This is a genomic window from Streptococcus oralis subsp. oralis, assembly GCF_002096445.1.
In the GTDB taxonomy this organism is placed as follows: domain Bacteria; phylum Bacillota; class Bacilli; order Lactobacillales; family Streptococcaceae; genus Streptococcus; species Streptococcus oralis_N.
The window spans coordinates 44,504-69,199 of record NZ_NCUK01000011.1; the positions used below are offsets into that span (position 1 = coordinate 44,504).

At 42.6% G+C, this 24,696-nt stretch carries 25 protein-coding genes; 22 read left to right on the top strand and 3 right to left on the bottom strand.

The features are described 5' to 3' along the window. Positions 1 to 227 precede the first annotated feature (227 nt). The 9 genes from B7721_RS00795 to B7721_RS00835 all read left to right on the top strand — a co-directional run bounded on the left by B7721_RS00795 (position 228) and on the right by B7721_RS00835 (position 7,789). Complete coding sequence (locus B7721_RS00795; RefSeq protein ID WP_033629164.1) at positions 228 to 1,394, top strand: SIS domain-containing protein; 1,167 nt, start codon at positions 228 to 230, stop codon at positions 1,392 to 1,394. A gap of 10 nt (positions 1,395 to 1,404) precedes the next feature. Further along, entirely contained in the window at positions 1,405 to 2,400 is a 996-nt protein-coding gene (lacD, locus tag B7721_RS00800; RefSeq protein WP_049519184.1) for a tagatose-bisphosphate aldolase, read from the top strand. 146 nt (positions 2,401 to 2,546) lie between these two features. After that, the gene (locus B7721_RS00805; protein WP_084877039.1) at positions 2,547 to 3,584 is read left to right on the top strand and encodes an aldose epimerase family protein; all 1,038 of its coding nucleotides are present in this window, start codon (positions 2,547 to 2,549) and stop codon (positions 3,582 to 3,584) included. Positions 3,585 to 3,694: 110 nt separating this feature from the next. Continuing rightward, entirely contained in the window at positions 3,695 to 4,549 is an 855-nt protein-coding gene (locus tag B7721_RS00810; RefSeq protein WP_084877040.1) for a VOC family protein, read from the top strand. A 312-nt stretch (positions 4,550 to 4,861) separates the two neighbouring features. Continuing rightward, complete coding sequence (locus B7721_RS00815; RefSeq protein WP_084877042.1) at positions 4,862 to 5,422, top strand: hypothetical protein; 561 nt, start codon at positions 4,862 to 4,864, stop codon at positions 5,420 to 5,422. A gap of 42 nt (positions 5,423 to 5,464) precedes the next feature. Beyond that, entirely contained in the window at positions 5,465 to 6,037 is a 573-nt protein-coding gene (locus tag B7721_RS00820; protein WP_239823787.1) for a hypothetical protein, read from the top strand. After that, positions 6,037 to 6,699, top strand: coding sequence for a hypothetical protein (locus tag B7721_RS00825; RefSeq protein WP_084877043.1), 663 nt, complete (start codon positions 6,037 to 6,039; stop codon positions 6,697 to 6,699). The genes B7721_RS00820 and B7721_RS00825 overlap by 1 nt, the downstream gene beginning before the upstream one ends. Before the next feature lie 75 nt (positions 6,700 to 6,774). Beyond that, positions 6,775 to 7,332, top strand: a complete 558-nt coding sequence (locus B7721_RS00830) for a DUF3592 domain-containing protein (protein ID WP_084877045.1) — start codon at positions 6,775 to 6,777, stop codon at positions 7,330 to 7,332. Positions 7,333 to 7,531: 199 nt separating this feature from the next. Next, entirely contained in the window at positions 7,532 to 7,789 is a 258-nt protein-coding gene (locus B7721_RS00835) for a metal-sensitive transcriptional regulator (protein ID WP_002880547.1), read from the top strand. A gap of 221 nt (positions 7,790 to 8,010) precedes the next feature. Here the strand turns inward: B7721_RS00835 and B7721_RS00840 are convergent, their stop codons facing one another. Together B7721_RS00840 and B7721_RS00850 are read right to left on the bottom strand one after the other, a co-directional pair. Further along, on the bottom strand, positions 8,011 to 8,307 hold the full coding sequence (locus B7721_RS00840) for a rhodanese-like domain-containing protein (protein ID WP_000450167.1): 297 nt from the start codon (positions 8,305 to 8,307) through the stop codon (positions 8,011 to 8,013). A gap of 328 nt (positions 8,308 to 8,635) precedes the next feature. Then, positions 8,636 to 8,941, bottom strand: coding sequence for a rhodanese-like domain-containing protein (locus tag B7721_RS00850; RefSeq protein ID WP_084877046.1), 306 nt, complete (start codon positions 8,939 to 8,941; stop codon positions 8,636 to 8,638). 175 nt (positions 8,942 to 9,116) lie between these two features. Here B7721_RS00850 and B7721_RS00855 point away from each other — a divergent pair, with 175 nt between their 5' ends. Both B7721_RS00855 and B7721_RS00860 read left to right on the top strand, forming a co-directional pair. After that, positions 9,117 to 9,680 carry a sugar O-acetyltransferase gene (locus B7721_RS00855; protein ID WP_084877048.1) on the top strand — a complete coding sequence of 188 codons (564 nt, stop codon included), beginning with the start codon at positions 9,117 to 9,119 and terminating at the stop codon, positions 9,678 to 9,680. A 271-nt stretch (positions 9,681 to 9,951) separates the two neighbouring features. Continuing rightward, positions 9,952 to 11,187, top strand: a complete 1,236-nt coding sequence (locus tag B7721_RS00860) for a carbohydrate-binding domain-containing protein (RefSeq protein WP_084877050.1) — start codon at positions 9,952 to 9,954, stop codon at positions 11,185 to 11,187. Between the two features lie 61 nt (positions 11,188 to 11,248). Here the strand turns inward: B7721_RS00860 and B7721_RS00865 are convergent, their stop codons facing one another. Beyond that, a complete protein-coding gene (locus tag B7721_RS00865) occupies positions 11,249 to 12,394 on the bottom strand; it encodes a low temperature requirement protein A (RefSeq protein ID WP_084877119.1) in 1,146 nt (381 codons plus the stop codon). A gap of 187 nt (positions 12,395 to 12,581) precedes the next feature. Between B7721_RS00865 and B7721_RS00870 the strand changes: the two genes are divergently transcribed. The 11 genes from B7721_RS00870 (at position 12,582) to B7721_RS00925 (ending at position 24,649) form a co-directional block, all read left to right on the top strand. Then, on the top strand, positions 12,582 to 13,403 hold the full coding sequence (locus B7721_RS00870) for an oxidoreductase (protein ID WP_084877051.1): 822 nt from the start codon (positions 12,582 to 12,584) through the stop codon (positions 13,401 to 13,403). A gap of 17 nt (positions 13,404 to 13,420) precedes the next feature. Beyond that, positions 13,421 to 14,401 carry a helix-turn-helix domain-containing protein gene (locus tag B7721_RS00875; RefSeq protein ID WP_084877053.1) on the top strand — a complete coding sequence of 327 codons (981 nt, stop codon included), beginning with the start codon at positions 13,421 to 13,423 and terminating at the stop codon, positions 14,399 to 14,401. Between the two features lie 154 nt (positions 14,402 to 14,555). After that, positions 14,556 to 15,272 (top strand): ABC transporter ATP-binding protein, encoded by a 717-nt coding sequence (locus B7721_RS00880; RefSeq protein ID WP_084877054.1) that lies wholly within the window; start codon positions 14,556 to 14,558, stop codon positions 15,270 to 15,272. A gap of 1 nt (position 15,273) precedes the next feature. Next, complete coding sequence (locus B7721_RS00885) at positions 15,274 to 16,356, top strand: ABC transporter permease (RefSeq protein ID WP_084877056.1); 1,083 nt, start codon at positions 15,274 to 15,276, stop codon at positions 16,354 to 16,356. Positions 16,357 to 16,395: 39 nt separating this feature from the next. Beyond that, the gene (locus B7721_RS00890) at positions 16,396 to 17,019 is read left to right on the top strand and encodes a TetR/AcrR family transcriptional regulator (RefSeq protein WP_084877058.1); all 624 of its coding nucleotides are present in this window, start codon (positions 16,396 to 16,398) and stop codon (positions 17,017 to 17,019) included. Positions 17,020 to 17,292: 273 nt separating this feature from the next. Further along, positions 17,293 to 18,057, top strand: coding sequence for a nucleoside phosphorylase (locus B7721_RS00900; protein WP_049500766.1), 765 nt, complete (start codon positions 17,293 to 17,295; stop codon positions 18,055 to 18,057). 33 nt (positions 18,058 to 18,090) lie between these two features. Continuing rightward, on the top strand, positions 18,091 to 19,470 hold the full coding sequence (locus B7721_RS00905; RefSeq protein ID WP_084877059.1) for a TrkH family potassium uptake protein: 1,380 nt from the start codon (positions 18,091 to 18,093) through the stop codon (positions 19,468 to 19,470). A gap of 13 nt (positions 19,471 to 19,483) precedes the next feature. After that, positions 19,484 to 20,149, top strand: coding sequence for a potassium channel family protein (locus B7721_RS00910; protein ID WP_084877061.1), 666 nt, complete (start codon positions 19,484 to 19,486; stop codon positions 20,147 to 20,149). 155 nt (positions 20,150 to 20,304) lie between these two features. Beyond that, positions 20,305 to 22,839, top strand: coding sequence for an SSURE domain-containing protein (locus B7721_RS00915; protein WP_084877062.1), 2,535 nt, complete (start codon positions 20,305 to 20,307; stop codon positions 22,837 to 22,839). Between the two features lie 80 nt (positions 22,840 to 22,919). Continuing rightward, positions 22,920 to 23,618: a response regulator transcription factor gene (locus tag B7721_RS00920; RefSeq protein WP_049519128.1), complete on the top strand. Its 699-nt coding sequence runs from the start codon at positions 22,920 to 22,922 to the stop codon at positions 23,616 to 23,618. Continuing rightward, the gene (locus tag B7721_RS00925; RefSeq protein ID WP_033629184.1) at positions 23,615 to 24,649 is read left to right on the top strand and encodes a sensor histidine kinase; all 1,035 of its coding nucleotides are present in this window, start codon (positions 23,615 to 23,617) and stop codon (positions 24,647 to 24,649) included. The genes B7721_RS00920 and B7721_RS00925 overlap by 4 nt, the downstream gene beginning before the upstream one ends. The last annotated feature ends 47 nt before the right edge of the window (positions 24,650 to 24,696 follow it).

Here is a 24,696-nt window from a genome sequence, read left to right on the forward strand (position 1 = left end):
CCGTATATATGTTACTGACTTCGTCAGTCTTATCCGGCAACCTCAAAGCAGTGCTTTGAGCAACCTGCGACTAGCTTCCTAGTTTGCTCTTTGATTTTCATTGAGTATACGATGTGATAACGGCTAAATCGTTAGAACAGCTTGTATAAAATATACATGGGAATGGGAGTCACTCCCATTCCCATATTTTCAATAGGAATGAAACAACAATAGATTAGAGGAACTCTATGCTAAATTACACAAAAGAAGAATTACTTGAACTGGGTGCAGAAATCACGACTCGTGAAATCTACCAACAGCCTGATGTATGGAAAGAAGCTTTTGAAGCCTATCAAGCGAAACGGGAAGAAATTGCAGCCTTTCTGCAAGGGATCGCTGATAAACATGACTATATCAAGGTCATCTTGACGGGTGCTGGTACTTCTGCTTATGTGGGAGATACCTTGGTACCATACTTTAAGGAAGTCTATGACGAACGCAAATGGAATTTCAATGCCATTGCGACAACTGATATTGTTGCCAACCCAGAAACCTATCTGAAAAAAGATGTGGCGACTGTCCTTGTTTCCTTTGCTCGTAGTGGGAATTCTCCTGAAAGTGTGGCAACTGTTGACTTGGCTAAAGCCTTAGTGGATGAGCTTTATCAAGTGACGATTACTTGTGCAGCGGACGGGAAATTGGCTCTTCAAGCCCATGGCGATGAGCGCAATCTTTTGCTCTTGCAACCAGCTGCTTCTAATGACGCTGGATTTGCCATGACTTCTAGCTTTACGTCTATGATGCTAACAGCTCTCTTGGTCTTTGATCCTACAGAATTTGCTGTGAAAGCTCAACGTTTTGAAGTTGTGACGAGCCTTGCGCGTAAGATTCTAGACAATGCAGAAGATGTTAAAGAGCTGGTTGACCTCGACTTTAACCGCGTCATCTATCTTGGTGCTGGTCCTTTCTTTGGACTTGCTCATGAAGCTCAGCTCAAGATTTTGGAATTAACAGCTGGTCAAGTGGCGACCATGTATGAAAGCCCAGTTGGCTTCCGTCACGGTCCAAAATCTCTTATCAACGAAGATACAGTTGTTTTGATCTTTGGTACAACGACAGACTACACTCGCAAGTACGATTTGGACTTGGTTCGTGAAGTGGCTGGTGATCAGATTGCTCGTCGTGTTGTGCTCTTGAGTGATCAAGCCTTTGGTCTTGAAAATGTCAAAGAAGTAGCCCTTGGTTGTGGCGGTGTCTTGAACGATATTTACCGTGTCTTCCCTTATATCGTTTATGCCCAACTCTTTGCCCTTTTGACTTCACTCAAGGTAGAAAACAAACCAGATACACCGTCTCCTACTGGTACCGTAAACCGTGTGGTACAAGGTGTGATCATTCATGACTATCAAAAATAAGGAAGTGTCTATGAGTAAATTACAATTAAGTCCCAATAAAGTAGCCTGCTTGCAAAAACTTTCTGACGAGAATGGCATTATCTCAGCTCTTGCCTTTGATCAACGTGGTGCTTTGAAACGCCTTATGGCTCAATACCAAACAGAAGAGCCAACAGTCGCTCAAATGGAAGAACTCAAAGTATTGGTAGCAGATGAATTGACTAAATACGCATCCTCTATGCTTCTTGACCCTGAGTATGGACTTCCAGCTACAAAAGCGCTTGATGCCAACGCCGGCCTTCTCCTTGCTTATGAGAAAACAGGTTATGACACAACAAGCACTAAACGCTTGCCAGACTGCTTGGATGTTTGGTCTGCCAAACGCATCAAGGAACAAGGTGCAGATGCTGTTAAGTTCTTGCTTTACTACGACGTAGATAGCTCTGACGAACTCAACCAACAAAAACAAGCCTACATTGAACGCATCGGTTCTGAATGTGTAGCAGAAGATATTCCTTTCTTCCTTGAAATCCTTGCTTACGATGAAAAAATCGCTGATGCAGGTTCAGCAGAATACGCAAAAGTGAAGCCACACAAGGTTATCGGTGCTATGAAAGTCTTCTCAGACCCACGCTTTAACATCGATGTCTTGAAAGTGGAAGTTCCAGTCAACGTCAAATACGTTGAAGGCTTTGGTGATGGTGAAATCGTGCATACACGCGAAGAAGCAGCAGCTTTCTTCAAAGCACAAGATGAAGCGACTAACTTGCCATATATCTACTTGAGTGCAGGTGTATCAGCGAAACTTTTCCAAGAAACACTTGTCTTTGCCCACGAATCAGGCGCAAACTTCAACGGCGTTCTTTGCGGCCGTGCAACCTGGGCAGGATCAGTTGAAGCCTACATCAAAGATGGTGAAGCAGCAGCTCGTGAATGGTTACGCACAACTGGATTTGAGAACATTGATGAACTCAACAAAGTTCTTCAAACAACAGCGACTTCATGGAAAGAACGTGTGGAAGCATAAAACAAGTATAGAAGAACCCCATTTTGTTAAGAAGATACTTAAGGTTTTCTGACAAAGGATTCTGAAAATAGAAACTACAACCATAGATGGTGCATACACTCTCTATGGTTTGTTTACTTAAGAGAAATGGATCAAAGGAGAGAAGAATGAAAGCATACACAGAACGTGTATTTGGAAATCATGAGGGCAAGGATGTCTTGGCCTATCGCTTTGAGACGGACAGTGGCTACCAACTAGAAATCATGACCTATGGTGCGACCATCTTGCGCTATGTCACGCCTGACAAGGCTGGGAATTTTGCCAATGTGATTTTGGGCTTTGATGATTTTGATAGCTATGTAGGCAATAGTCCCAAGCATGGAGCAAGTGTAGGTCCTGTAGCGGGCCGTATTGCAGGTGCGACATTTGAGCTTAATGGCCAGACTTATAATCTTGAAGTCAACAATGCCAGCAACTGTAACCACAGTGGTTCAACAGGTTGGGATGCGAGCTTATTTGAATTGACTGAGGTGAGCGACCATGGTTTGACCCTCTACACAGAGCGTACAGACGGGACAGGAGGATTTCCTGGTAATCTCAAGATATGGATCAGCTATCACTTGGAAGAAACTGGCGCCTACGAAATCAGCTACAAGGTAACGACTGATCAGGATACGCTTGTCAATCCAACTAATCATAGCTACTTTAACTTGTCTGGTGATTTCACGCAGACAATTGACCGCCATGTCTTCCAACTAAATACGGAGGGCATTTACCCAATCGCTCCGGACGGTGTTCCAGATAAGACTCCAGATGCTAATCGTGATGTGGTTAAACACATCTACAATGGAGCTTTGTTGAAGGACATCTTTGCAGAGGAAGATGAGCAAATCCAGTTGGTATCTGGTTTGGATCACCCATTTGCCCTCCCTGCAGGTCATGACAATGCTGGTTTCCTTTATGACCAAAACTCAGGTCGTTTCCTGCTGTTCAAGACAGAGGCCCCTTGCTTTGTGGTCTACACAGCAAACTTTGTGGATGAGAGTGTCATCATCGGAGGCCAGCCAATGGTGCAACACAATGGGATTGCCCTTGAAGCGCAAGCTTTACCAGATGCCATTCACAGTGACCTCAAAAACCAAGTCATTCTCAAAGCAGGGGAAACTTTCACCAGCAAAACTCGCTACGAGCTTGTTGTAAAATAAAAAGAAGAGCTGGTTTCCAGCTCTTTTGAGTTGTCTTCGTTGACATTTTATTTCAATAGTGTATAATTGATGTAATTAACAAAGTTACAACAAACAAAAGGAGACACCCTATGACTTATGCATACCAAAGCCACATTTACCTAGCAGAGGCTGTTTTAAATGTCAAGGATTTAACGAGTCAAACGGCTTTTTATCACCAGATTATTGGCTTGGAGATTTTATCCCAAACAGAGACAGAAGCGATTTTGGGACTTGGTCGAAAAGCCTTGGTTCACTTGATTCAGGCAGAAAAGTCTGGCGAAGTAAGGGAGCATTATGGGCTCTACCATTTGGCGATTCTGTTGCCGACACGAAAAGCCTTGGCAGATGTCTTGAAACACCTAAGTGATTTGCGGATTCCTCTGGTCGGGGGTGCAGATCATGGATACAGTGAGGCTATTTATCTAGAGGATTTGGAAGGAAATGGCATTGAACTCTACCGTGATAAGCCAGTGTCTTCATGGGATATTCGAGAAGACGGTCGCATTATCGGTGTGACCGAAGCCCTTGCGGCACAGGACATCTATGAGCTAGGGGAAAAGGTAGATCCCTTTATCCTAGCTGAAGGGACGAGAATGGGGCATATCCATCTATCGGTGAAGGATAGCCACGCGGCGAGCCAGTTTTATCAAAAGGTGTTAGGACTAGAAGATAAATTTAGCATTCCTAGTGCTAGTTGGATAGCGGCTGGTCAGTACCATCACCACCTGGCTGTCAACGAATGGGCTGGAAAAGGGCTGGCTCCGCGTGAGCAAGGCTTGCCAGGCTTGGCCTACTATGTCCTTGAGGTCGAAAGCAAGGAAGAACTCTTGGACATCGTTAAGCAAGCACAAGAGCTAGAAGCTCCGATTAAGTGGCTAAATTCGAGTGAGTTGGATCTTGTAGACCCAGATGGGATTGTGACTCGCATTCGCTTGGCACGATGAGACGAGGAAAACACATTATTTATTTTAGAGACATAGAAAAAGGCGGATAAGCTCGCATTCTATTTTTAGAATGCGGACTTGTCCGCTTTTTTATGAAATGACGAAAGCTTTCTTGGCTCTGGCAAAGATATCTGCTGGGGATATTTTCCCTTTTCTGGGGGTTCATGCTATAATACTAATAAACTTTTCTTTCTCTAGGAAGGCAAACGCCGAAAATCGGCTAGAATGCTGGCAATCGTTGTCACGATGCTTTTAAGAGAAAGTAGAACTTTGTTTGAACATCCGTATTGAGTTTAGGAGACGAGAAATAAGATGGACACAAGTGTAAAAAATTTAATCAGTATGGGCCCTCTGGAGGACTATTTTATCTATTATGATCTGAAGAATCAAGTATTCTACGGTGTAAAACAAGGCATGAATTATTCAGCCATTGCAGCCCCTATTGCAATCTATTCCTTGCAACGGCTGTCAAAGTTGCTCAACCAAACCTTTGGAGATGTCTCATCCCCTCTTAATCTAATCTTCTTTATCTTGATGTCGCTTTTTTTAGTTTTTGGGACCATTCTCCTTGCCAAGTCTACCCGACGTAACATGAAGACAGATAGATTTAGAAAAGTCCGGCTGACAAAAGCCAATATCAAAACACTTAGGAGAAAATCAAGGGCGTTGACAGTAGTTGGCTACATTTTTGTTTTAATAACGATTTTTTCAGCCTATCGTTATCTGGCTGTTTCTGATTTTCAGTTTTTACTTATGTACATGTTAGGGATTGGTATTCTTACATATATAGTCTATGATTTTCGGATGAAAACGCGCAAACGACTGTTCAAGGAGCTGATGGAGATATTACAGGACGATAGCCAAGGAAAATAGGGAGAAATGTAAGATGAGAAAAATCATTTATATAGGCCAAGGATGCCAGCAATCCGTTCAAAGAAATCCAAGTGGCCTTGGGTTGTCTTCTTTGTTTTCTTGCTAGTTACTATTATCGGTATTTGGATTCGTTCCTTGCTAGCGCCCTTTAGATTGAGTGAGTGGATGGCACCTATCCATCTAGCCGCTATCCTTTTCGTTTTTATCGGAAGTGTTTATGGATTTGAAAAACTGTTCTACAGTGGGGCTAAGTCGCTTGTCCCAGCAAGTGAAGAGCAGTTTAAAGAAGCAGTTGAAAGTAGTAAATTTTGGAAAAAATCTCCGGATAAGGAACCAACAGTCGATAAAATCATCTTGTATCTATTTGTTATCCTCGTTCTTCTATTTGTTTTTGTTATTGTTGTGTTCTTTGCCATACCTAGGACCTTTCTTCCCTACTATGAACATGAATGGTTTGAGCCGTCCATGTTCATGGTACCAATCGGAGCAACGATCGTCCCAATTAGCGTGGTTCTTCTACTATTTCAAAACAATCCAATCCGCTGGCTCTTAGCCGTACGAAAATACAAGCAGGGGAAAGTATTATTTGGGGAAGAAATAGAAAAGAGGATATGATGTCACAAGAAAGCTATTTGCAAATCAAAAAAGAGCATCAAGTTCGTAAGTTTGTGGGGCTTTTCCTCTTCATTCTTCTTGCTATACTCGATGTTCTACTGGTATCAACTCATTCCAATTATGTCCTGCTTGTAACGGTGGCTATGGTAACAATTGTGCCTTTTAATCATTTTCTACTTGGTCCTCTTAGGAGACAGAAAAAAGCCATAGAAAAAGAGCATCCAGAATGGAAAATACTCAGTACAAAGGGAGTAAAGGTTCCCTCGGCTGAAGCTAATAAAAGAACCTTGGCTGGCATTGGGATCTTGATGGCCTTGCTGCTGTCTTTTGGGCTATTCTATAAACCTGTGAAACAGCCGAACGTCCAAGTAAACAATCCGCCTAAGCTTGATTCTAAAGCGCCTGAAACGTCCAAGCCTTCTGAGTCTGAGTCGTCCAGTTCCTCTAAGACCAAAGAATCCAGTTCCTCAGAGTCGAAATCCTCGTCTTCGACTGAACAAAGTTCTAAAACCGAAAGTTCAGGAACAAAGCCGTCAAAAAGCGAGTCCAATAATCCTTATTACCAGATTCCAGGACTTACTGACGAACAGGTGAGAGATATCATATCGAAATCTGTAAAAGATTTGAGAGAAAAACAGTCAAAAGAAAAATCCGAAGAGTAGACTCGAGAGCTTCAATGTCCTTCTGGATGAGTTAGTTTTGAGATTTTACTGTATAAAATAACAGGAGGAGTTCATATGACTAAAGAAGCGATTGGTTTGATAGTTGGGACAATCGTCATCTTCCTATCTTTTGTATTTGTATGTGGAACCTTTCTCTATCTCTATCTTCAAGATCAGAAGTTGGTCCGCCTTGCCAAGTCATCCGTTCCTGGAACGGTTATCGGCTATAGCCGTTTTCGTGAGGGGTATCCACCTATCGTCGAATACACGGTGGATGGGATTGCTTATAAGAAAACCTTGCAGTATTTTATGTTCAAAACGGTCACGACTCCGTGGGGTCCTACTAAAGTTTCAAATGATTATACAAGAGAAGATATGCTAGCGTCTTCGATCACTCGCTACAGCAACTCCTTTGTTTCCTTTGATAGCTTGATGCGGACCCATTTCCCCCTTTATTCGGAGCTAACGGTCTGGTATGATCCAGACAAGCCGACCAGGGCCTATGTCGAACGTTACAGCGGAATGGACAAGTTTTACAAGTGGTTTGGTATCGGATTTGGGCTGGCTCTAGTTCTAGTCTATGGGATAGTGATCCTAGCCTTTTTGTCCAATTTGTCCAAGATATACGCATAAAGGTCAGTTGGTTGAAAGGAAACGTGACTTCCCATCGAGCTTCAAGAAGGACAGAGTTTCTTTTTCATTTTCATGCTCATCTATCTTTTCTTTCTGATACAGAGAAAAGGTTGCCTCCTACAAATACAGACAGGAAGTGAATTTTGACAAAGCCCCTTATTCGAGATATAATGAAGAAAAAGTGACCAAGGATAAATCAATGACAAACTCAAAGTATATAACACGCCTGAAACGTTCAGAGGGCCAGTTACGTGGGATTCAAAAGATGATTGAAGAAGATCGTGACTGCGCAGATATTGTTACGCAGTTGACAGCAGTGAAATCTAGCGTTGAGCGCGTGATTGAGATGATCATTACTGAAAATCTCACTGACTGTATCAACCAACCACTAGACGACCCCGAGGCTCAAAAGGAACGCCTAGAAAAGGCCATCCGATACCTGATTAAACGGAAATAAACTAATTTGCTATTGATAAACAATGCAGACAAAGGCATTTAAGTCTATTTCGATAAAAAAATCATGTCGGCCAAACGGATGAGTTCCCCCAATACCAATGAGCAAACCTCTTTTTAGATACCATCAATGTGCTTCTTTTTTAAAAGCGACGGGCTACGAGCCCTATATCAGCGGGTTGCAGAAATGAAAAAACCGATTAAGTTTCTTAATCGGTTTTTTGCTTATTCTACTTGACCGGGCCAAGCATTCATACCACCTTCTACATTGATAACGGTGAGGCCTTGGGCGCTTAGAAATTCACAAGCAGATGCGGAACGGACTCCACCTTGACAGATGACATGATATTCCTGGTCAGGTTTGAGTTCTTTGTAACCTTGCTCCAATGTGCTTAACGGAAGATTTTTGGCACCTGGTGCATGTCCTGCTTGGAATTCGTGCACTTCACGTACATCGATAAGGTTTAGATTTTCATTTAGATATTTTTCATAAAAATCAGCCATGCTGATACTCGTTTCCATATTCGACTCCTTCTGGATTAGCCATTTTGTATAGTGAATAAGCGCCATCAAGGTTTTGGACGGTAAATCCTGCCTGCTGGAGGATACGCACTGTGATCTAGCTGCGCAAAACGCTGATGTAGGCGTCTGGTTCATCCAAGTTCTCCCCTAGTTCGTTTAGGGGAATGTGGATGGTGTCGACTTTGAGTCGCCCCCTGAAATTCACCACTTATCCGTACATCTAGAAATTATTTGCCCTTAGTCAGATCGTCTTCGAGCAGACACCTTGGATATGGTCGCTCAGACCTTCGATAAGGTTCAAGGCTGCGCAGCCAATTATTTTATGCTTCTAGATGACCTTGCCTGTCCAAGCGCTCATACCGCCTCGGACATTGATGACATCGTAGCCTTTTTTCTTTAGCTTTTTCGCAGCTAGTTTGCTTCGTAGACCAGAGTGACAAATGACATAAAGTGTTTCTTTTGTCGCAGGTGTGTAAGAACCGATTTCCGTTAAAGGAACATTTTTGGCATTTTTGATATGACCTCTACGGAATTCCATAGGCGTCCGAACATCTAGTAGTTGAATCGGTTCCTTGAGTTTAACTTCTAACTCGCTGGTAGAAATACTGTCGATTTTTGTAAATAAGTGAAACATAGGCACCTCCAAATATACCCTTATGGGGTATATTAAACCATGAAGTCAACATTTTGTCAAGCAAGTTGTTTTGACTTGGGAGGGAATTAGTTTCGAGAGTCCAGAAAGCAGGCTATTCTTGACCTTTCAAAGGCTTTTTGATATGATGGGTCCAAAGTAAGTATGAGGTGTTAAGATGACCAGTGAATACCAGAAAATGATAGCAGGGGAGCCTTACCGTCCGTCGAATCCTGAATTACGGACCTTGGCGCAGGTTTCTCGCCAAAAACAGGCTGCCTTTAACAAGGAAGAAGATTCCTTGAAGGGAGCGGATATTATCAAGACTTGGTTTGGCTCAACTGGGCAAAATCTTTATATCAATCCACGCTTGGTGGTCGATTATGGAGTCAATATCCATCTAGGGGAAAATTTTTATTCTAATTGGAACTTGACTATGCTGGATGTTTGTCCGATTCGCATCGGGGACAACGCCATGCTTGGCCCCAACTGTCAGTTTTTAACCCCACTCCATCCACTGGATCCGGATGAACGCAATTCAGGGGTTGAATACGGCAAGCCCATCACTATCGGAGACAATTTCTGGGCTGGAGGTGGCGTCATTGTCCTTCCCGGGGTGACACTGGGAAATAATGTCGTTGCAGGAGCAGGGGCCGTGATCACCAAGTCATTTGGAGACAATGTCGTCCTAGCTGGCAATCCTGCGCGTGTTATCAAGGAAATCCCAGTAAAAGAAAACTAAAAAGAACAGCCGAGGCTGTTCTTTTTATGAGCTTTAGTCTTATAGATTTTTCTTCTTTTTGGCTTTCTTGGTCAAGGAAACATCGCACTGGGGGATGTTGCTTTTAAAAACTATTAAATGCATTTTAGTACTCTCAAATTGTTTCTAGTAGCCCTTTCAAAAGAATACTGAGCGAAACTGAATTTAAGGAAACTTTCAGAAAAGTTTTAGTTTTGTTTCAGGAATTTTCTGTAGACTGTCTAGCTATATCATACGAAGGAGAGGAAAAGGTATGAAATCAAAAAAATGGACCCTACTCGCAACGAGTTTAACGGCAATGGTGCTGCTGGCAGCATGTGCCCAGTCAACAACTACATCCAATACCAATGCAACGACAAATAGTGCCACAACAACTGCAACAAAGACAAACCAATCATCCTATTTTACAGAGAAGGACAATGATACTTCTTATGACGAAAGCACAGCTTCTAAGATTGAGCTATCTGGCTCATCAGCAAACGTCTCTGGAGATGGGGTGACAGTCTCTGAATCAACAGTGACCATCACAAAATCTGGGACCTATGTGATTTCAGGTCAGTCTGACGGAGTGCAGATCAAGGTCGAGGCAGATAAGTCGGCAGATGTTCATCTAGTCCTAAAAGGTGCGACCATGACCAATACCAATGCAGCGATATCTGCGACATCAGCTGGCCATGTCTACTTGACTCTAGCAGAGGGAACCACCAACAGTCTCTCTGACTCAAGCTCTAACAGTGACGAAAAAGCAGACGCAGCTCTCTTTTCTAAGGTGGATTTGACCATCAACGGGAAAGGAACTCTCAATGTAGATGGCAAGAAGAACAATGGTATCAAGGCCAACGACACCCTCCACATCACGGGTGGAACCTATAACATCACAGCAGTTGGCGATGCCTTTAATGTCAATGATGAACTCAACATCACTGGTACGACTATGACCATCGATGCCAAAGAAGATGGCGTAAAGGTGGACAATGACGAGGATACTTCAGTCGGAACCATGTACCTATCCAACAACAACATCACCGTCACAGCAGGAGAAGATGGCATCCACGCATCAGGTGATTTGGTTATCGATAGTGGTACCTACACCGTCAAGAATTCGACAGAAGGACTTGAAGGTAAGTCCATCACTATCAACGGTGGGGACATTACCATCTATTCGACAGATGATGGGGTTAATGCAGCCAACAAAAATGCCCAACAGAGTGAAATCTTCTTCACCATGAACGGTGGGAACCTGACAGTAGAAGTTGGCCAAGGAGACACAGACCCAATCGACTCAAACGGCAATATCACGGTCACAGGCGGAACCATTAAAATGACTGGTCAAACAGGATTTGACTTTGATGGAACAGCGACCTACACAGGTGGAGATATCTATCTCAACGGCGAAAAACAAACGGAAATCGTCAACTCTATGCCTGGAGGCGGTGGACCAAATGGAGGCCCTCAAGGTGGTGGTCCAGCCCCTGGCGGACAAGGATAAAAAAGAATCTCCTTTCTCGAAAGAGAAGGGAGAGTTTTTGTGTTTGAGAGATGGATTGTAGCTAAAATAACTTCCAATCAGGACTTGAGAATTTCTTGGTTCGGGTTATATAAAAATGCGTGAAATGGATTTCCATTGCCAAGGTCATCAGAGTTGCGATAGCAATGACGATGGTAGGATTAGCCGAGAAAAGCAGGGAAAGTACCAATCCGATAAGGAAAATCCCAGCTTGGGAACCGTAAAATTTTCTATCATAGCGAAGGTAGCTCTTGTTGAAGCGACCATTTGACAAGACTGCAGCTTGGAAAAGTCCAATACCCGTATAGAAGAAGCTAGTCACAAAGAGGTGGTGAGCTTCAGGATTGACCAAGAAACTCATAGAAACAGTCACCATAATCAAGCCGATAAAAATCGGATAATGACTATAAATCAAGAAGATTCCTTTATTATTACCTTCTTCATCAATGGCATGGTCAAACTGACCGAAATAGTTCATAAAGAGGTTGACCATGATGATAAAGTATAGGATAGAATGAATGGAGAAATTTTCCAGTGTAAAGAAATCCGCTAGACCCATAATCATCTCGCCGAAGGTAATAATGACCAGTAGCGAGATACGTTCAATCAGGTGGGGAAGATTAATTTGAAAATGGGAAACTTTTCGGGTCAATAGGATGGGCATGATAAAGGTCAAGAGAATCCCTAACATATAGACATAGATACCAAAATCTATCGGAAGAAGTGCAGCTATGTAGATAGCCAAGGTCCTGAGCCCTGTCATCCAAAGAAAGCCCTTGATACTTTTTCGGTTGGCTGGCGTGGTAGATTTTCGCAGATATTCAACCAGATATTGGGAAAATAAGGTCAAGGTCAGTGTTCCAATCGTCCAGCAGAAGGCATGGAAATAGGACTGCCAGTCATTAGTAATCATGTTTGATATCAAGAGTAGCATAGCCATATTGACGAACATGACGACCATATTGAAAAGAGAATTCTTTCCGTAACGATTCGTGTAGACGGTCTGAATCATCCAAGAATTGACCAGAACTAGAAGGGATATCAGGAAGCCGAAGATAGCATCTAATGATAAGACTCCGTGGTGAAGATGATGGATAAGGGCAGTCGTTTTAGATATCGCGTAGACAAAGACCAGATCATAAAAGAGTTCGCTAAACTCTACGCGTTTATGTTTGATGAGATTTGTCATAAGAAGGCCTTTCATTGAAATTTCTAACAGTTTATTATAACAGAAAATGAATAAAATGAGAAAGATAGTTTTTAGCAGAATTTTTGGCGTAAATTGTCATTCCGTTGACAGAAACTGTCATTTACTTGTCGGATTCTGTATCGTATAATAGTCTCATCAATCAAATAAAACAAAAGAGGAAATCAACATGTCAAACAAAAAAGTTATCTTAGTCACAGGCGCTTCATCAGGTATCGGCTACCAAACTGCTGAACAACTTGCTAAAGAAGGTCATATTGTCTATGGCGCTGCCCGTCGTGTGGCTGCCATGAAACCACTTGAAGCCTTTGGCGTGACACCAGTTCGTTTAGATATTACAGATGAAACCAGCATCAAGGAAGCACTTAAGATCATTATCAGCAAGGAAAATCGTATCGATGTGTTGGTCAATAATGCTGGCTACGGTTCATACGGTGCCGTTGAAGATGTAAGGATTGAAGAAGCCAAGATGCAGTTTGAAGTCAATATCTTTGGTCTAGCTCGCTTGACACAACTCGTTCTTCCTTATATGCGTAAGCAAAAATCAGGTCGCATTATTAATGTGGGTTCAATGGGTGGTCGTTTGGCATCTTACTTTGGTGCTTGGTATCATGCGACCAAGTATGCACTTGAAGCTTTTTCAGATGGTCTTCGTATGGAAGTCGCTGATTTTGGAATTGATGTCTCTATTATCGAACCAGGTGGAATTAAGACAGACTGGGGCTTCATCGCTGCTGATAAACTCGCTGAATCAGCTAAAGGTGGTGCTTATGAAGCAGCAGCCACTAAAGCAGCAGAAGGGATGCGGAAGCAATACTCTGGCAATATGATGTCAAATCCAAAAGTGATTTCAAACGCTATTTCCAAAGCAGTCAACAGCCATCGTCCTAAAACCCGCTACTTAGTAGGTATGGGAGCTAAACCATTGGTATTCTTGCATGCTATCTTACCAGACCGTTGGTTTGATGCCCTCATGAAGCGTGCTTCCTAATATAAAGGAGAAACCCTATGCGTCTGAGTCTTAGTCAGCAGTATATTGACAATTTAAAATTGATTGGCTTAGATCTGAATATGATTTTGGAACTGGCCAATCTTCCAGATACCACTTGGAAGGAAGAGATGAACCTTTCAACCCTTGATTACTACCATCTGTTGACGGCTTTTGACAAAGTAGCTACTGATGAGCAGATTATCGCCATGAGCCGTATCAAGGATATTCAGATGTTCATGCCTCCTTTCTTTGCGGCACTTTCGTCAAAAAATGGTCTCGCAGCGATGGAGCATTTTGCCAAATACAAGAAAATTACGGGTCCCATTGTTGTCAGCGTTGAAACCTTTGAGGACCTTGTCCGTGTGAGCTATCGCTTCGATTATCCAGGGTTTGACTTGCCTCGTTTCGCCCTTCTCAATGAACAGTTGTTATTGGTCGATTTGATTCGGACAGGGACAGGAGAAAACATCACTCCAGTACACGTTGGGACTCCATATGTCTATGAAGAAGCCAGCCTGAAGGTGTTTGACTGTCATGTAGAAAACATGGAAGGCAATGAACTGGTCTTTAAAAAGTCAGATTTGGAGAAGCCATTCCTGACAGCAAATAATGTCATGTTGGACTATCTAGAACCACAGCTCAAAGAGCGCTTGGCAGAAGCCACGACCAGTGAGAGTTTTACAGGTCTCGTCCAGCAAAAACTCTACCAGGCCATCCCAAGCGGTGCCTTTGGTATCGAAGATATCGCAGCGAATCTCGGCATTAGTAGTCGGACCTTGCAACGAAACCTGACGGCAGAAGGCACTAAGTTTAACCAAGAATTGCAAAATGTGCAGAAGATTCTAGCCTTTGGTTACTTCAAAAATCCTGACATGACAACGGATGATGTGGCTTATCTGCTGGGTTATTCAGAAGTGTCCTCCTTCTCACGAGCCTTTAAAAAGTGGACAGGAAAGACCATTTCGGAGTATAGAGAGGAAGTTCAAAAACATTTTTAGAAATAAGACATGTGCATTATAAACATCAGATACGAATCTGGTGTTTTATTTTTTTTAAAGAATTTAACCCTTTCTCTTGACAAGTGAGTGGTTACTCACTATAATAGCTTCTGTGATTTAAAAAGTGAGTAATCACTTACCAAGGAGGAAGTAAATGAAAACATTACTACATTTACAAGATTTAGTAAAATCTTTTGACCATCAAATAGTTCTGAATCATGTCAGCTTTGAATTGCAGACAGGAGAAATTATAGGATTAATTGGTCCGTCTGGTGCTGGTAAATCAACTATGATTAAGACTACGTTAGGAATGGAAAAGGCTGATGGAGGCGTAGCTTTAGTGTTAAATCACACTATGCCCAATCGCCATATTTTAGGAGATATTGGCTATATGGCCCAATCAGATGCTTTATACGAGTCCTTGTCAGGCCAAGAAAATCTGGAATTTTTTGGTCAGCTAAAGGGGCTTTCTAAAAAAGACCTAAAGGCGGAAATTGCTTATATAGCTCAAGTAGTAGATCTGACAGACTACTTAAACAAGGCGGTATCTGGTTATTCTGGAGGAATGAAACGGCGTTTGTCACTGGCTATCGCGCTTTTAGGAAATCCTCAACTCTTGATTTTGGACGAACCGACAGTTGGAATCGACCCTTCTCTTCGAAAGAAAATCTGGAAAGAATTATTCGCGCTTAGAGACAATGGGGTAGGGATATTAGTTACTACCCATGTTATGGATGAAGCAGAGTTGACGGATAAGGTCGGCTTATTATTAGGTGGAAAAATCATTGCTTTTGATACACCGCAACACTTAAAAGAAAGTTATCAAGTTTCAAGTATTGAAGAAGTATTTTTAAAAGCAGAAGGTGAGTAAAATGAGAACAATAGCGATTGCAAAAAAAGTCATCAAAGAATTACTTCGTGACAAACGAACTCTAGCCCTGATGTTTATAGCACCTGTTTTTATCATGTGGTTGATGAACCTCATGTTTTCAGCTAGTACAACCGTGAATGTCAAGTTAGCAACACAGGATCTACCAACTGGTTTGGTAACGAAAATGGATGAGCTCGATCATGTGGACGTCGAGACTTATCAAGACTTAGATCAAGCCAAAGAAGCGCTAGCAAATGAAAAAGTCGATGCTGTGATTTCTTATAAAGACGGTGAGTATCAGGTCGACTACGCAAATACAGATGCCTCCAAGACCTCTATGATACGACAAGTGTTACGAACGAGTATCGCCAGTGAAGGCACCGATCAGTTAGTATCTCGTGTTAAACAAGCTCTTTCACAATTGGACTCGGACGCAAAAACACCAGAAATCAAGGAGTCTTACCAGTATGGAGATGAAAATACAAGCTTCTTTACCAGTATGATTCCGGTTTTGATAGGTTTTGTAGTTTTCTTCTTTGTCTTTTTGATTTCAGGTATGGCACTTTTGAAAGAGCGCACCAGTGGAACACTAGAACGTTTGTTAGCAACACCAGTGAAACGATCTGAAATCGTCTATGGCTATATGTTGTCTTACGGTATTATTGCGATTTTTCAAACGGCAGTTGTCGTTTTAGCAGCAATTTGGCTACTAGATGTAGAAGTTGTAGGAAGTATTTTAAATGTTATAATAGTTAATGTGGTACTGGCTCTTGTAGCACTAGCTTTTGGAATTCTCTTGTCTACTTTAGCAAAATCAGAATTCCAAATGATGCAATTTATTCCTCTCGTGATTATGCCCCAACTTTTTTTCTCAGGAATTATTCCATTGTCATCCATGGGAGAATGGGCTCTAACTGTGGGGAAATTTTTGCCATTAACCTATTCTGGTGATGCAATAAGCCAGATTATTCTTTACGGGCACAATCTTGGTGATATTTTGTCAAATCTTGGTGTTTTAATGATTTTCTTGATCATTTTAACAATTCTCAATATTGTTGGATTGCGTCGTTATCGTAAAGTTTAGAAATCAACATAAATAATGCTAAAAAGGTGTGAAGATTAGATGGATAAGACTGTTTTTGAATCGTTTGAAGATTACTTAGAAGAAGCGAATTACCCTCAAGGAAAGAAAAAAATCATGCAGGCAGCAGTGGATCTCATATCAACCAGGAGTTACCATGGGACCTCAACTCTTCACATAGCTGAGCGTGCTGGACTAAGCCAGGCAACTTTGTTTAAGTATTTTAAGACGAAGGATGATCTACTGACGGCTATTTTACATCCTGTAGTCCCAGGCATTTTCGGTAGTTTTTTTGAGGAACTCTTAGCTTTTGAAACGACAGAAGAGAGGGTTCGTTATCTCGTCCATGATCGTATGAGCTATCTCAAAAAAAATCGTGCTTTGATGAAAATCATTCTGCAGGAGAGTTTTTCAAATAAAAAACTAAAAAATGAACAGATTTTTATCTGGAATGCTATTCAAGATAAACTTCGAGTACTTCATAAGGAAGTGCTAGCAGATCCACGTGTAAATCCAGAGTTAACGATTCCTCAAATGGTTCGTATTTGTGTTGGCCCGTTGTTGGCTTACTTCGCTCAGCTTTATATCGTTAGTGACAACGGAGAAATAGAGGAAGAGGACCTAGACTTATTAGAAAAACAGATTTTAGGTGGTTTGTGGAAATAAGGGAGTTCTAGAAGAACTAAGGTTTATTTACTTGACTTTCAAACAAGCTAAAAAAGACATGTTCTGCTTATTTCAGATTCATGTCTTTTTTGTTATTGGATTTGATATGTTTTTATAAGTCCTCAATCACTTTGCCAAAACAGAAACCGACTTCTCCAGCGGCGCAACGATTTCTCAAGTGTATGGAAGAGGAGTTTACTGGCTTGCTAAAGTCAACTCCTTGACACTTCGTCAGCTTTTGATACAATAGTACAAAATTAGAGGAGGTGGGCTATGATTCAGAAACATGCGATTCCCATTTTAGAGTTTGATGACAATCCTCAGGCGGTCCTTATGCCAAATCACGAGGGGCTAGATTTAAAGTTGCCAAAGAAGTGCATCTATGCATTTTTGGAGGAGGAGATTGACCGCTACGCTCAGGAAGTAGGGGCGGATTGTGTTGGTGAGTTCGTTTCGGCCACCAAGACTTATCCAGTCTATGTCCTCAACTACAAGGGCGAGGAGATCTGTCTAGCCCAGGCGCCCGTGGGCTCTGCCCCAGCGGCCCAGTTTATGGATTGGTTGATTGGCTATGGTGTGGAGCAAATCATTTCCACTGGAACCTGTGGTGTCCTAGCCGATATAGAGGAAAATGCCTTTCTCGTCCCTGTTCGCGCTTTGCGAGATGAGGGGACCAGCTACCACTATGTAGCGCCTTCTCGTTATATGGAGATGCAGATTGAGGCTATCTCTGCCATTGAGCAAGTCTTGGAACAAAGAGGCATTCCTTACGAGGAGGTCATGACCTGGACGACAGATGGTTTTTATCGAGAGACGGCTGAAAAAGTTGCCTATCGCAAGGAAGAAGGCTGTGCTGTTGTGGAGATGGAGTGTTCTGCTCTTGCGGCAGTTGCCCAACTACGTGGGGTTGTCTGGGGGGAATTGCTCTTTACCGCAGATTCCTTGGCGGATCTAGACAACTACGACAGTCGTGACTGGGGCTCTGAAGCTTTTGACAAGGCACTCGAACTCTGTCTTGCCATTGTGCACCACATGTGAGTGTTCTGACTGTTTTTATGGTAGAATGTAGTTATGTTATTCAAATCTTTTTTGGAAAAAATCAGGACGACACTGGGACGTTTATCGCCAGCCCGTCGCATCTTTTTAAGTTTTGCCCTAGTAATCTTCTTAGGTTCGCTTCTTTTAAGTCTCCCCTTTGTGCAAGCAGAAACGTCACAAGCGACCTACTTTGACCATCTCTTTACGACCGTGTCCATGGTCTGTGTGACAGGGCTCTTTACCCAGCCGGTAGCCTCTACTTACAATATCTGGGGCCAGTTGATTTGCATGCTCTTGATCCAGATCGGTGGATTGGGTCTCATGACCTTTATCGGAATCTTTTATATCCAAGGCAAGCAAAAGCTCAGCCTTCGTGGTCGTGAGACCATTCAAGAAAGTTTCAGTTATGGAGAAACCCAGTCTCTAAAGGACTTCATCCGCTCAATCTTTCTGACGACTTTTCTGGTGGAAGGAATTGGTGCCTTTCTCTTGAGTTTCCGCTTTATCCCCGAATTTGGCTGGGGGCGAGGGATTTTAACCTCTATCTTTTTGGCTGTTTCAGCTTTCTGCAATGCTGGATTTGATAATTTTGGAAGTACGAGTTTGGTAGCCTTTCAAACGGACCCCTTGATCAATCTAGTGATTGCAGGATTGATTATCACGGGTGGTCTAGGATTTATGGTCTGGTTTGACCTAGCGACCCAGTTTGGGAAGAAGAAAAAACGCCGCCTGCGTTTCCATACCAAGCTGGTTCTCTTTTTAACGGCGGGAATTCTGCTCTTTGGAACAGTATCGACTCTCTTAATTGAGTGGAACAATCCTGGGACGATTGGAAATCTCAGCGCTCCAGAGAAACTGCTGGTTAGTTTCTTCCAGACCGTCAGCATGAGAACGGCAGGCTTTGCTTCAATTGACTACACCCAGGCTCGACCAGTTACCTTATTGATCTACATCTTGCAGATGTTTCTGGGAGGGGCGCCTGGAGGGACAGCAGGGGGGCTCAAGATTACGACCTTCTTTGTCTTGTTGGTCTTTGCTCGTAGCGAACTATTGGGCTTGCCTCATGCCAATGTGGCTCGGAGAACTATTGAACCTCGAACCGTGCAAAAATCTTTCAGTGTCTTTATTATCTTCTTGCTGACCTTCTTGCTGGGCTTGATTCTGCTAGGGGTAACCGCAGAAGGAAATCCGCGCTTTATCTACCTCATGTTTGAGACCATTTCAGCACTTGCAACTGTTGGGGTAACGGCAAATTTAACGCCGGAGTTAGGTAAGTTAGCCCTCAGTATCGTTATGTTGCTGATGTTTATTGGCCGTATTGGTCCTTTGACACTACTGGTCAGCTTAGCAGAATATCAGCCAGACAAGAAAGACACGATTCACTATATGAAAGCAGATATCACCATCGGATAAGAAAGGAAAAACGATGTCAGATCGGACAATTGGAATTTTAGGCTTGGGAATTTTTGGGAGCAGTGTTTTGGCTGCCCTAGCCAAGCATGACATGAATATCATTGCTATTGATGACCACGAGGAACGCATTAATCAATTTGAACCTGTGCTGGCGCGTGGAGTAGTTGGAGATATCACGGATGAAGAGCTCCTTCTATCAGCGGGGATTGACACATGTGATACCGTAGTTGTCGCAACGGGTGAAAATCTGGAGTCCAGTGTTCTCGCGGTCATGCACTGCAAGAGTCTAGGAGTGCCGACCGTTATTGCCAAGGTCAAAAGCCATACAGCTAAAAAGGTGTTGGAAAAAATTGGAGCGGACGCAGTCATCTCACCAGAATTTGAGATGGGGCGCTCATTGGCACAGACTATCCTCTTTCATAACAGCGTAGACGTCTTTCAGTTGGACAAGAATGTATCGATTGTCGAGATGAAAATCCCCCAATCGTGGACTGGTAAAAGCCTCAGTCAGTTAGATTTACGTGGGCGATACAACCTCAACGTACTAGGTTTTCGTGCCTACGAAAATGCTCCTCTGGATGTCCAATTCGGACCTAATGACCTCTTGCAAGCAGATACCTACATCATGGCAGTCATTAATAACCAACATTTGGATACCCTAGCTGAACTGAGTGAGTAGGAGAGGAAAGGCTACTCCTTTCCTAATAATTAACGAGTCAATATAAGTATTTTATAAGAGGGATTTAAGAAAAATTTTAACTTTTTCTTAATCCTTTTTAATTTTAGGAGATTATACTAGAGTCATAAAAAAAAGAAAACTCTAAGGAGAATCCTATGAAATTCAATCCAAATCAGAGATATACTCGTTGGTCTATTCGCCGTCTCAGTGTCGGTGTTGCTTCAGTTGTTGTGGCTAGTGGCTTCTTTGTCCTAGTTGGTCAACCAAGTTCTGCACGTGCTGATGTCGTCAATCCGACTCCTGCCCAAGTCGTGCCAGACGCTGCTTCGGTTAGTGAAAAGAGCGACTTACCAGCAGAGGTTCTCAAAAAAGCAGTCGATGTAGCTCTTCCTTCAGAACAGTCTATTCCAACACCTAAAGCAAGTGTGGATACCACAAGCTCTTCAGAAAAAGTGGACGAAACTGCTAAAGAGCCAGTAGTAGCACCAAAAGAAGAAGTGCAAGCACAACCTGACTCTAAGAAACAAACAGAAGATGCAGTTAAACCTGTGGAAAGTCCTGAGTCTACAGTTTCTGGACAAGACCGTGAAGCCAGTGAAGCGCAACCAGCGACCACTCCAGCTGAAGTGCAAAAAGGTGTGGCTGACAACACCAAAGATACAGTAGATGTTCCAGCTTCTTACTTGGATAAAGCTAATTTCCCAGGCCCATTTACAGCTGGTGTCAACCAAGTCATTCCATACGAATTCTTCGCTGGTGACGGCATGTTGACTCGCCTGATCTTGAAAGCCTCTGATAAGGCTCCATGGTCCGACAACGGAACAGCTAAAAATCCCGCTCTCCCACCAGTAGAAAAATTGGGCAAAGGCCTTTACTTCTACGAAGTAGACTTGGCAGGCACCCAAGGCAAATCTGATAAAGAGTTGCTTGACCTCTTGAAACAAAATGGTACACAAAGCTATAAAGCTACTATCAAGGTGTACGGTGCGAAAGATGGCAAGCCTGACTTAACTAATCTGGTAGCGACTAAAGATTTGGATGTCAACTTGAATGGTTTGACCACCCCAGCTGAAGTCCAAAAAGGTGTGGCTGACAACACCAAAGACACAGTAGATGTCCCAGCCACTTACTTGGACAAGGCTAACTTCCCAGGTCCATTCACAGCTGGTGTCAATCAAGTCATTCCATACGAATTCTTCGCTGGAGATGGCATGTTGACTCGTCTTATCTTGAAAGCATCCGACAAGGCTCCATGGTCCGACAACGGAACAGCTAAAAATCCCGCTCTCCCACCAGTAGAGAAATTGGGGAAAGGCCTTTACTTCTATGAAGTGGATTTAGCAGGCACCCAAGGCAAATCGGATAAAGAGTTGCTTGACCTCTTGAAACAAAATGGCACTCAAAGCTATAAGGCTACCATCAAGGTGTACGGTGCAAAAGACGGCAAGCCTGACTTAACTAATCTGGTAGCGACTAAGGATTTGACTGTTAATTTGAATGGTTTAACCACTCCAGCTGAAGTGCAAAAAGGTGTGGCTGACAATACCAAAGATACAGTAGATGTCCCAGCTTCTTACTTGGATAGAGCTAATTTCCCAGGCCCATTTACAGCTGGTGTCAACCAAGTTATTCCATACGAATTCTTCGCTGGAGATGGCATGTTGACTCGTCTTATCTTGAAAGCATCCGACAAGGCTCCATGGTCCGACAACGGAACAGCTAAAAATCCCGCTCTCCCACCAGTAGAGAAATTGGGGAAAGGCCTTTACTTCTATGAAGTGGATTTAGCAGGCACCCAAGGCAAATCGGATAAAGAGTTGCTTGACCTCTTGAAACAAAATGGCACTCAAAGCTATAAGGCTACCATCAAGGTGTACGGTGCAAAAGACGGCAAGCCTGACTTAACTAACCTCGTAGCGACTAAAGATTTGACTGTTAATTTGAATGGCTTGACCACACCAAATCAGGTTAAAGACTCTGTTGTTAACAATGTCAAAGACATGATTGATGTTCCAGCTAGCTACCTTGAAAAAGCAAATGTTCCAGGTCCATTCTTGGCCGGTGTCAACCAAGTTATTCCATACGAAGCTTTTGGTGGAGATGGTATGTTGACTCGCCTCTTGTTAAAAGCTTCAGACAAAGCCCCATGGTCAGACAACGGAACAGCTAAAAATCCTGCTCTATTGCCACTTGAAGGCTTGGCTAAAGGTCAATATTTCTACGAAGTGGATTTGAATGGCAATACGGTTGGCAAAGATGGTCAGGCCTTGCTGGATCAACTTCGAGCTAACGGAACCCATACATATCTAGCTACTGTTAAAGTCTATGGATCTAAAGATGGCAAACCTGATTTGACCAATCTGATTGCTACTCGTCAAGTAACGATCCAGCTTCATGGAAAAGAAATGGCGACAATACCATCTCAACAAGGTCAGATGAATACGAAGTCTTCTGAAACAGGCTCTACAGGTATGACTGAGGGTATGATGGGTACAAATCACCATATGTCAGATATGAAAGTAGATCAACCAGCTTCTAGCCCAATGGCTAATATGATGAAAAAAGATGATAAAGCGATGCTACCAAATACTGGGGAAGCTAAAACGGCTACAGCTGGCCTTGGTATCTTTGGTCTAGCCTTGGCAGGGCTTGTTGGACTTTTGGGTTTGACAAGCAAACGAGAAGATTAAGATTCAAATCACTTAAACATTAGGTAAAATAGTGTTATACTAAAGCAAGTATAACACTGTTTTTATCGAAGGAGTGTCAGATGAAAAAGACAATTTTGCTGGTTGATGATGAGATAGATATTCTAGATATTCAAAACCGCTATCTTATACAGGCCGGTTACGATGTTTTGGTTGCCCATGATGGTAAGGAGGGATTAGAGCTTTTCAGAAAAAAATCTATCGACCTCATTATCACAGATATCATGATGCCCAATATGGATGGTTATGATTTTATCAGTGAAGTTCAGTATATCGCTCCGGATCAACCCTTCCTCTTTACAACTGCTAAGACAAGCGAACAGGATAAGATTTATGGCTTAAGTTTGGGGGCAGATGATTTTATAGTCAAACCCTTTAGCCCACGCGAATTGGTTTTAAGAGTGAATAATATCTTGCGTCGCCTTAGCCGTGGAAGAGAGACAGAACAGATCGAGTTTGGTGACTTGGTAATCAACCATGTGACTCATGAGGTTCGCATTGGGGATCAACCTTTGGAATTGACAGTAAAATCCTTTGAACTTCTATGGATATTAGCCAGCAATCCCGAGAGAGTCTTTTCAAAGACGGAACTTTACGAGAAGGTATGGCAAGAGGACTATGTGGATGATACCAATACACTCAATGTTCATATCCATGCTTTGAGGCAAGAGTTGACCAAGTATACGAATTCAAATGCTCCCTCTATCAAAACTGTCTGGGGTTTGGGCTATAAGATGGAAAAACCAAGAGGTAGAAAATGAAATTAAAAAACTATATTTTAGTGGGGTATCTAGTGTCGACTCTACTAACGATTTTGGTCGTTTTCTGGGCAGTTCAACGAATGTTGATTGAGAAAAGTGAAGTTTACTTTCTCGTTGGAATGACCTTGATTGCTAGTTTCATTGGCGCTGCAGTGAGCATCTTTCTTTTGTCGCCAGTGTTCTCTTCTCTGAAACATTTGAAAAAACAAGCTCAGGATATAGCCAGCAAGGATTTCAGCACAGAAATCGAAACCAAAGGACCATTAGAATTTCAAGAGCTGGGCCAGGCTTTTAATGACATGTCTCACAATTTGCAAGCTACCTTTCAATCACTTGATGAGAGCGAGCAAGAAAAGAGAATGATGATTGCGCAACTCTCTCACGATATTAAAACTCCCATTACCTCCATTCAGGTTACTGTGGAGGGAATTCTAGATGGAGTGATTAAAGAAGAGGAGCGGCTCCACTACTTAGCCACGATTGGTCGGCAAACCGAGCGTCTAAACAAGCTAGTGGAGGAATTGGATGTTTTGACTCTCAATACACAACCTCAAGATACTGCTGATGAAGAAGTCGAAGAGGTCTTTTTAGATCAACTGTTGATTGAGTCAATGAGTGAATTTCAACTCCAGATTGAACAAGAGGAGCGAGATGTTTACATTCAAGTATCACCTGAGTCGGCGAAAATCAAGAGCCATTCTGACAAACTTTCTCGTATTCTGGTTAATTTGTTAAACAATGCCTTTAAATATTCAGAACCAGGAACCAGAATCGAGGTTCTTGCCCAATTAACAGAACAAGAGCTGACAATCAGTGTGAAAGACGAGGGTCAGGGGATCCTTCCTGAAGATTTGGAAAAGATCTTTAAACGACTTTATCGTGTGGAAACTTCGCGCAATATGAAGACGGGTGGGCATGGCTTAGGTCTTGCGATTGCACGCGAACTAGCCCATCAGCTTGGTGGCGAAATCACAGCAGAAAGTCAATATGGCTTAGGAAGCAAGTTTACATTCAGCCTTAGTTTGAAATAAAGGCGTAAAATCTCTTTACAAATCTAGCTTTTCATGGTACAATAGCC

Coding starts and splice junctions, on each gene's coding strand:
- B7721_RS00795 (WP_033629164.1), top strand. CDS start 228: ATGCTAAATTACACAAAAGAAGAATTACTTGAACTGGGTGCAGAAATC.
- lacD (WP_049519184.1), top strand. CDS start 1,405: ATGAGTAAATTACAATTAAGTCCCAATAAAGTAGCCTGCTTGCAAAAA.
- B7721_RS00805 (WP_084877039.1), top strand. CDS start 2,547: ATGAAAGCATACACAGAACGTGTATTTGGAAATCATGAGGGCAAGGAT.
- B7721_RS00810 (WP_084877040.1), top strand. CDS start 3,695: ATGACTTATGCATACCAAAGCCACATTTACCTAGCAGAGGCTGTTTTA.
- B7721_RS00815 (WP_084877042.1), top strand. CDS start 4,862: ATGGACACAAGTGTAAAAAATTTAATCAGTATGGGCCCTCTGGAGGAC.
- B7721_RS00820 (WP_239823787.1), top strand. CDS start 5,465: ATGCCAGCAATCCGTTCAAAGAAATCCAAGTGGCCTTGGGTTGTCTTC.
- B7721_RS00825 (WP_084877043.1), top strand. CDS start 6,037: ATGTCACAAGAAAGCTATTTGCAAATCAAAAAAGAGCATCAAGTTCGT.
- B7721_RS00830 (WP_084877045.1), top strand. CDS start 6,775: ATGACTAAAGAAGCGATTGGTTTGATAGTTGGGACAATCGTCATCTTC.
- B7721_RS00835 (WP_002880547.1), top strand. CDS start 7,532: ATGACAAACTCAAAGTATATAACACGCCTGAAACGTTCAGAGGGCCAG.
- B7721_RS00840 (WP_000450167.1), bottom strand. CDS start 8,307: ATGGAAACGAGTATCAGCATGGCTGATTTTTATGAAAAATATCTAAAT.
- B7721_RS00850 (WP_084877046.1), bottom strand. CDS start 8,941: ATGTTTCACTTATTTACAAAAATCGACAGTATTTCTACCAGCGAGTTA.
- B7721_RS00855 (WP_084877048.1), top strand. CDS start 9,117: ATGACCAGTGAATACCAGAAAATGATAGCAGGGGAGCCTTACCGTCCG.
- B7721_RS00860 (WP_084877050.1), top strand. CDS start 9,952: ATGAAATCAAAAAAATGGACCCTACTCGCAACGAGTTTAACGGCAATG.
- B7721_RS00865 (WP_084877119.1), bottom strand. CDS start 12,394: ATGACAAATCTCATCAAACATAAACGCGTAGAGTTTAGCGAACTCTTT.
- B7721_RS00870 (WP_084877051.1), top strand. CDS start 12,582: ATGTCAAACAAAAAAGTTATCTTAGTCACAGGCGCTTCATCAGGTATC.
- B7721_RS00875 (WP_084877053.1), top strand. CDS start 13,421: ATGCGTCTGAGTCTTAGTCAGCAGTATATTGACAATTTAAAATTGATT.
- B7721_RS00880 (WP_084877054.1), top strand. CDS start 14,556: ATGAAAACATTACTACATTTACAAGATTTAGTAAAATCTTTTGACCAT.
- B7721_RS00885 (WP_084877056.1), top strand. CDS start 15,274: ATGAGAACAATAGCGATTGCAAAAAAAGTCATCAAAGAATTACTTCGT.
- B7721_RS00890 (WP_084877058.1), top strand. CDS start 16,396: ATGGATAAGACTGTTTTTGAATCGTTTGAAGATTACTTAGAAGAAGCG.
- B7721_RS00900 (WP_049500766.1), top strand. CDS start 17,293: ATGATTCAGAAACATGCGATTCCCATTTTAGAGTTTGATGACAATCCT.
- B7721_RS00905 (WP_084877059.1), top strand. CDS start 18,091: ATGTTATTCAAATCTTTTTTGGAAAAAATCAGGACGACACTGGGACGT.
- B7721_RS00910 (WP_084877061.1), top strand. CDS start 19,484: ATGTCAGATCGGACAATTGGAATTTTAGGCTTGGGAATTTTTGGGAGC.
- B7721_RS00915 (WP_084877062.1), top strand. CDS start 20,305: ATGAAATTCAATCCAAATCAGAGATATACTCGTTGGTCTATTCGCCGT.
- B7721_RS00920 (WP_049519128.1), top strand. CDS start 22,920: ATGAAAAAGACAATTTTGCTGGTTGATGATGAGATAGATATTCTAGAT.
- B7721_RS00925 (WP_033629184.1), top strand. CDS start 23,615: ATGAAATTAAAAAACTATATTTTAGTGGGGTATCTAGTGTCGACTCTA.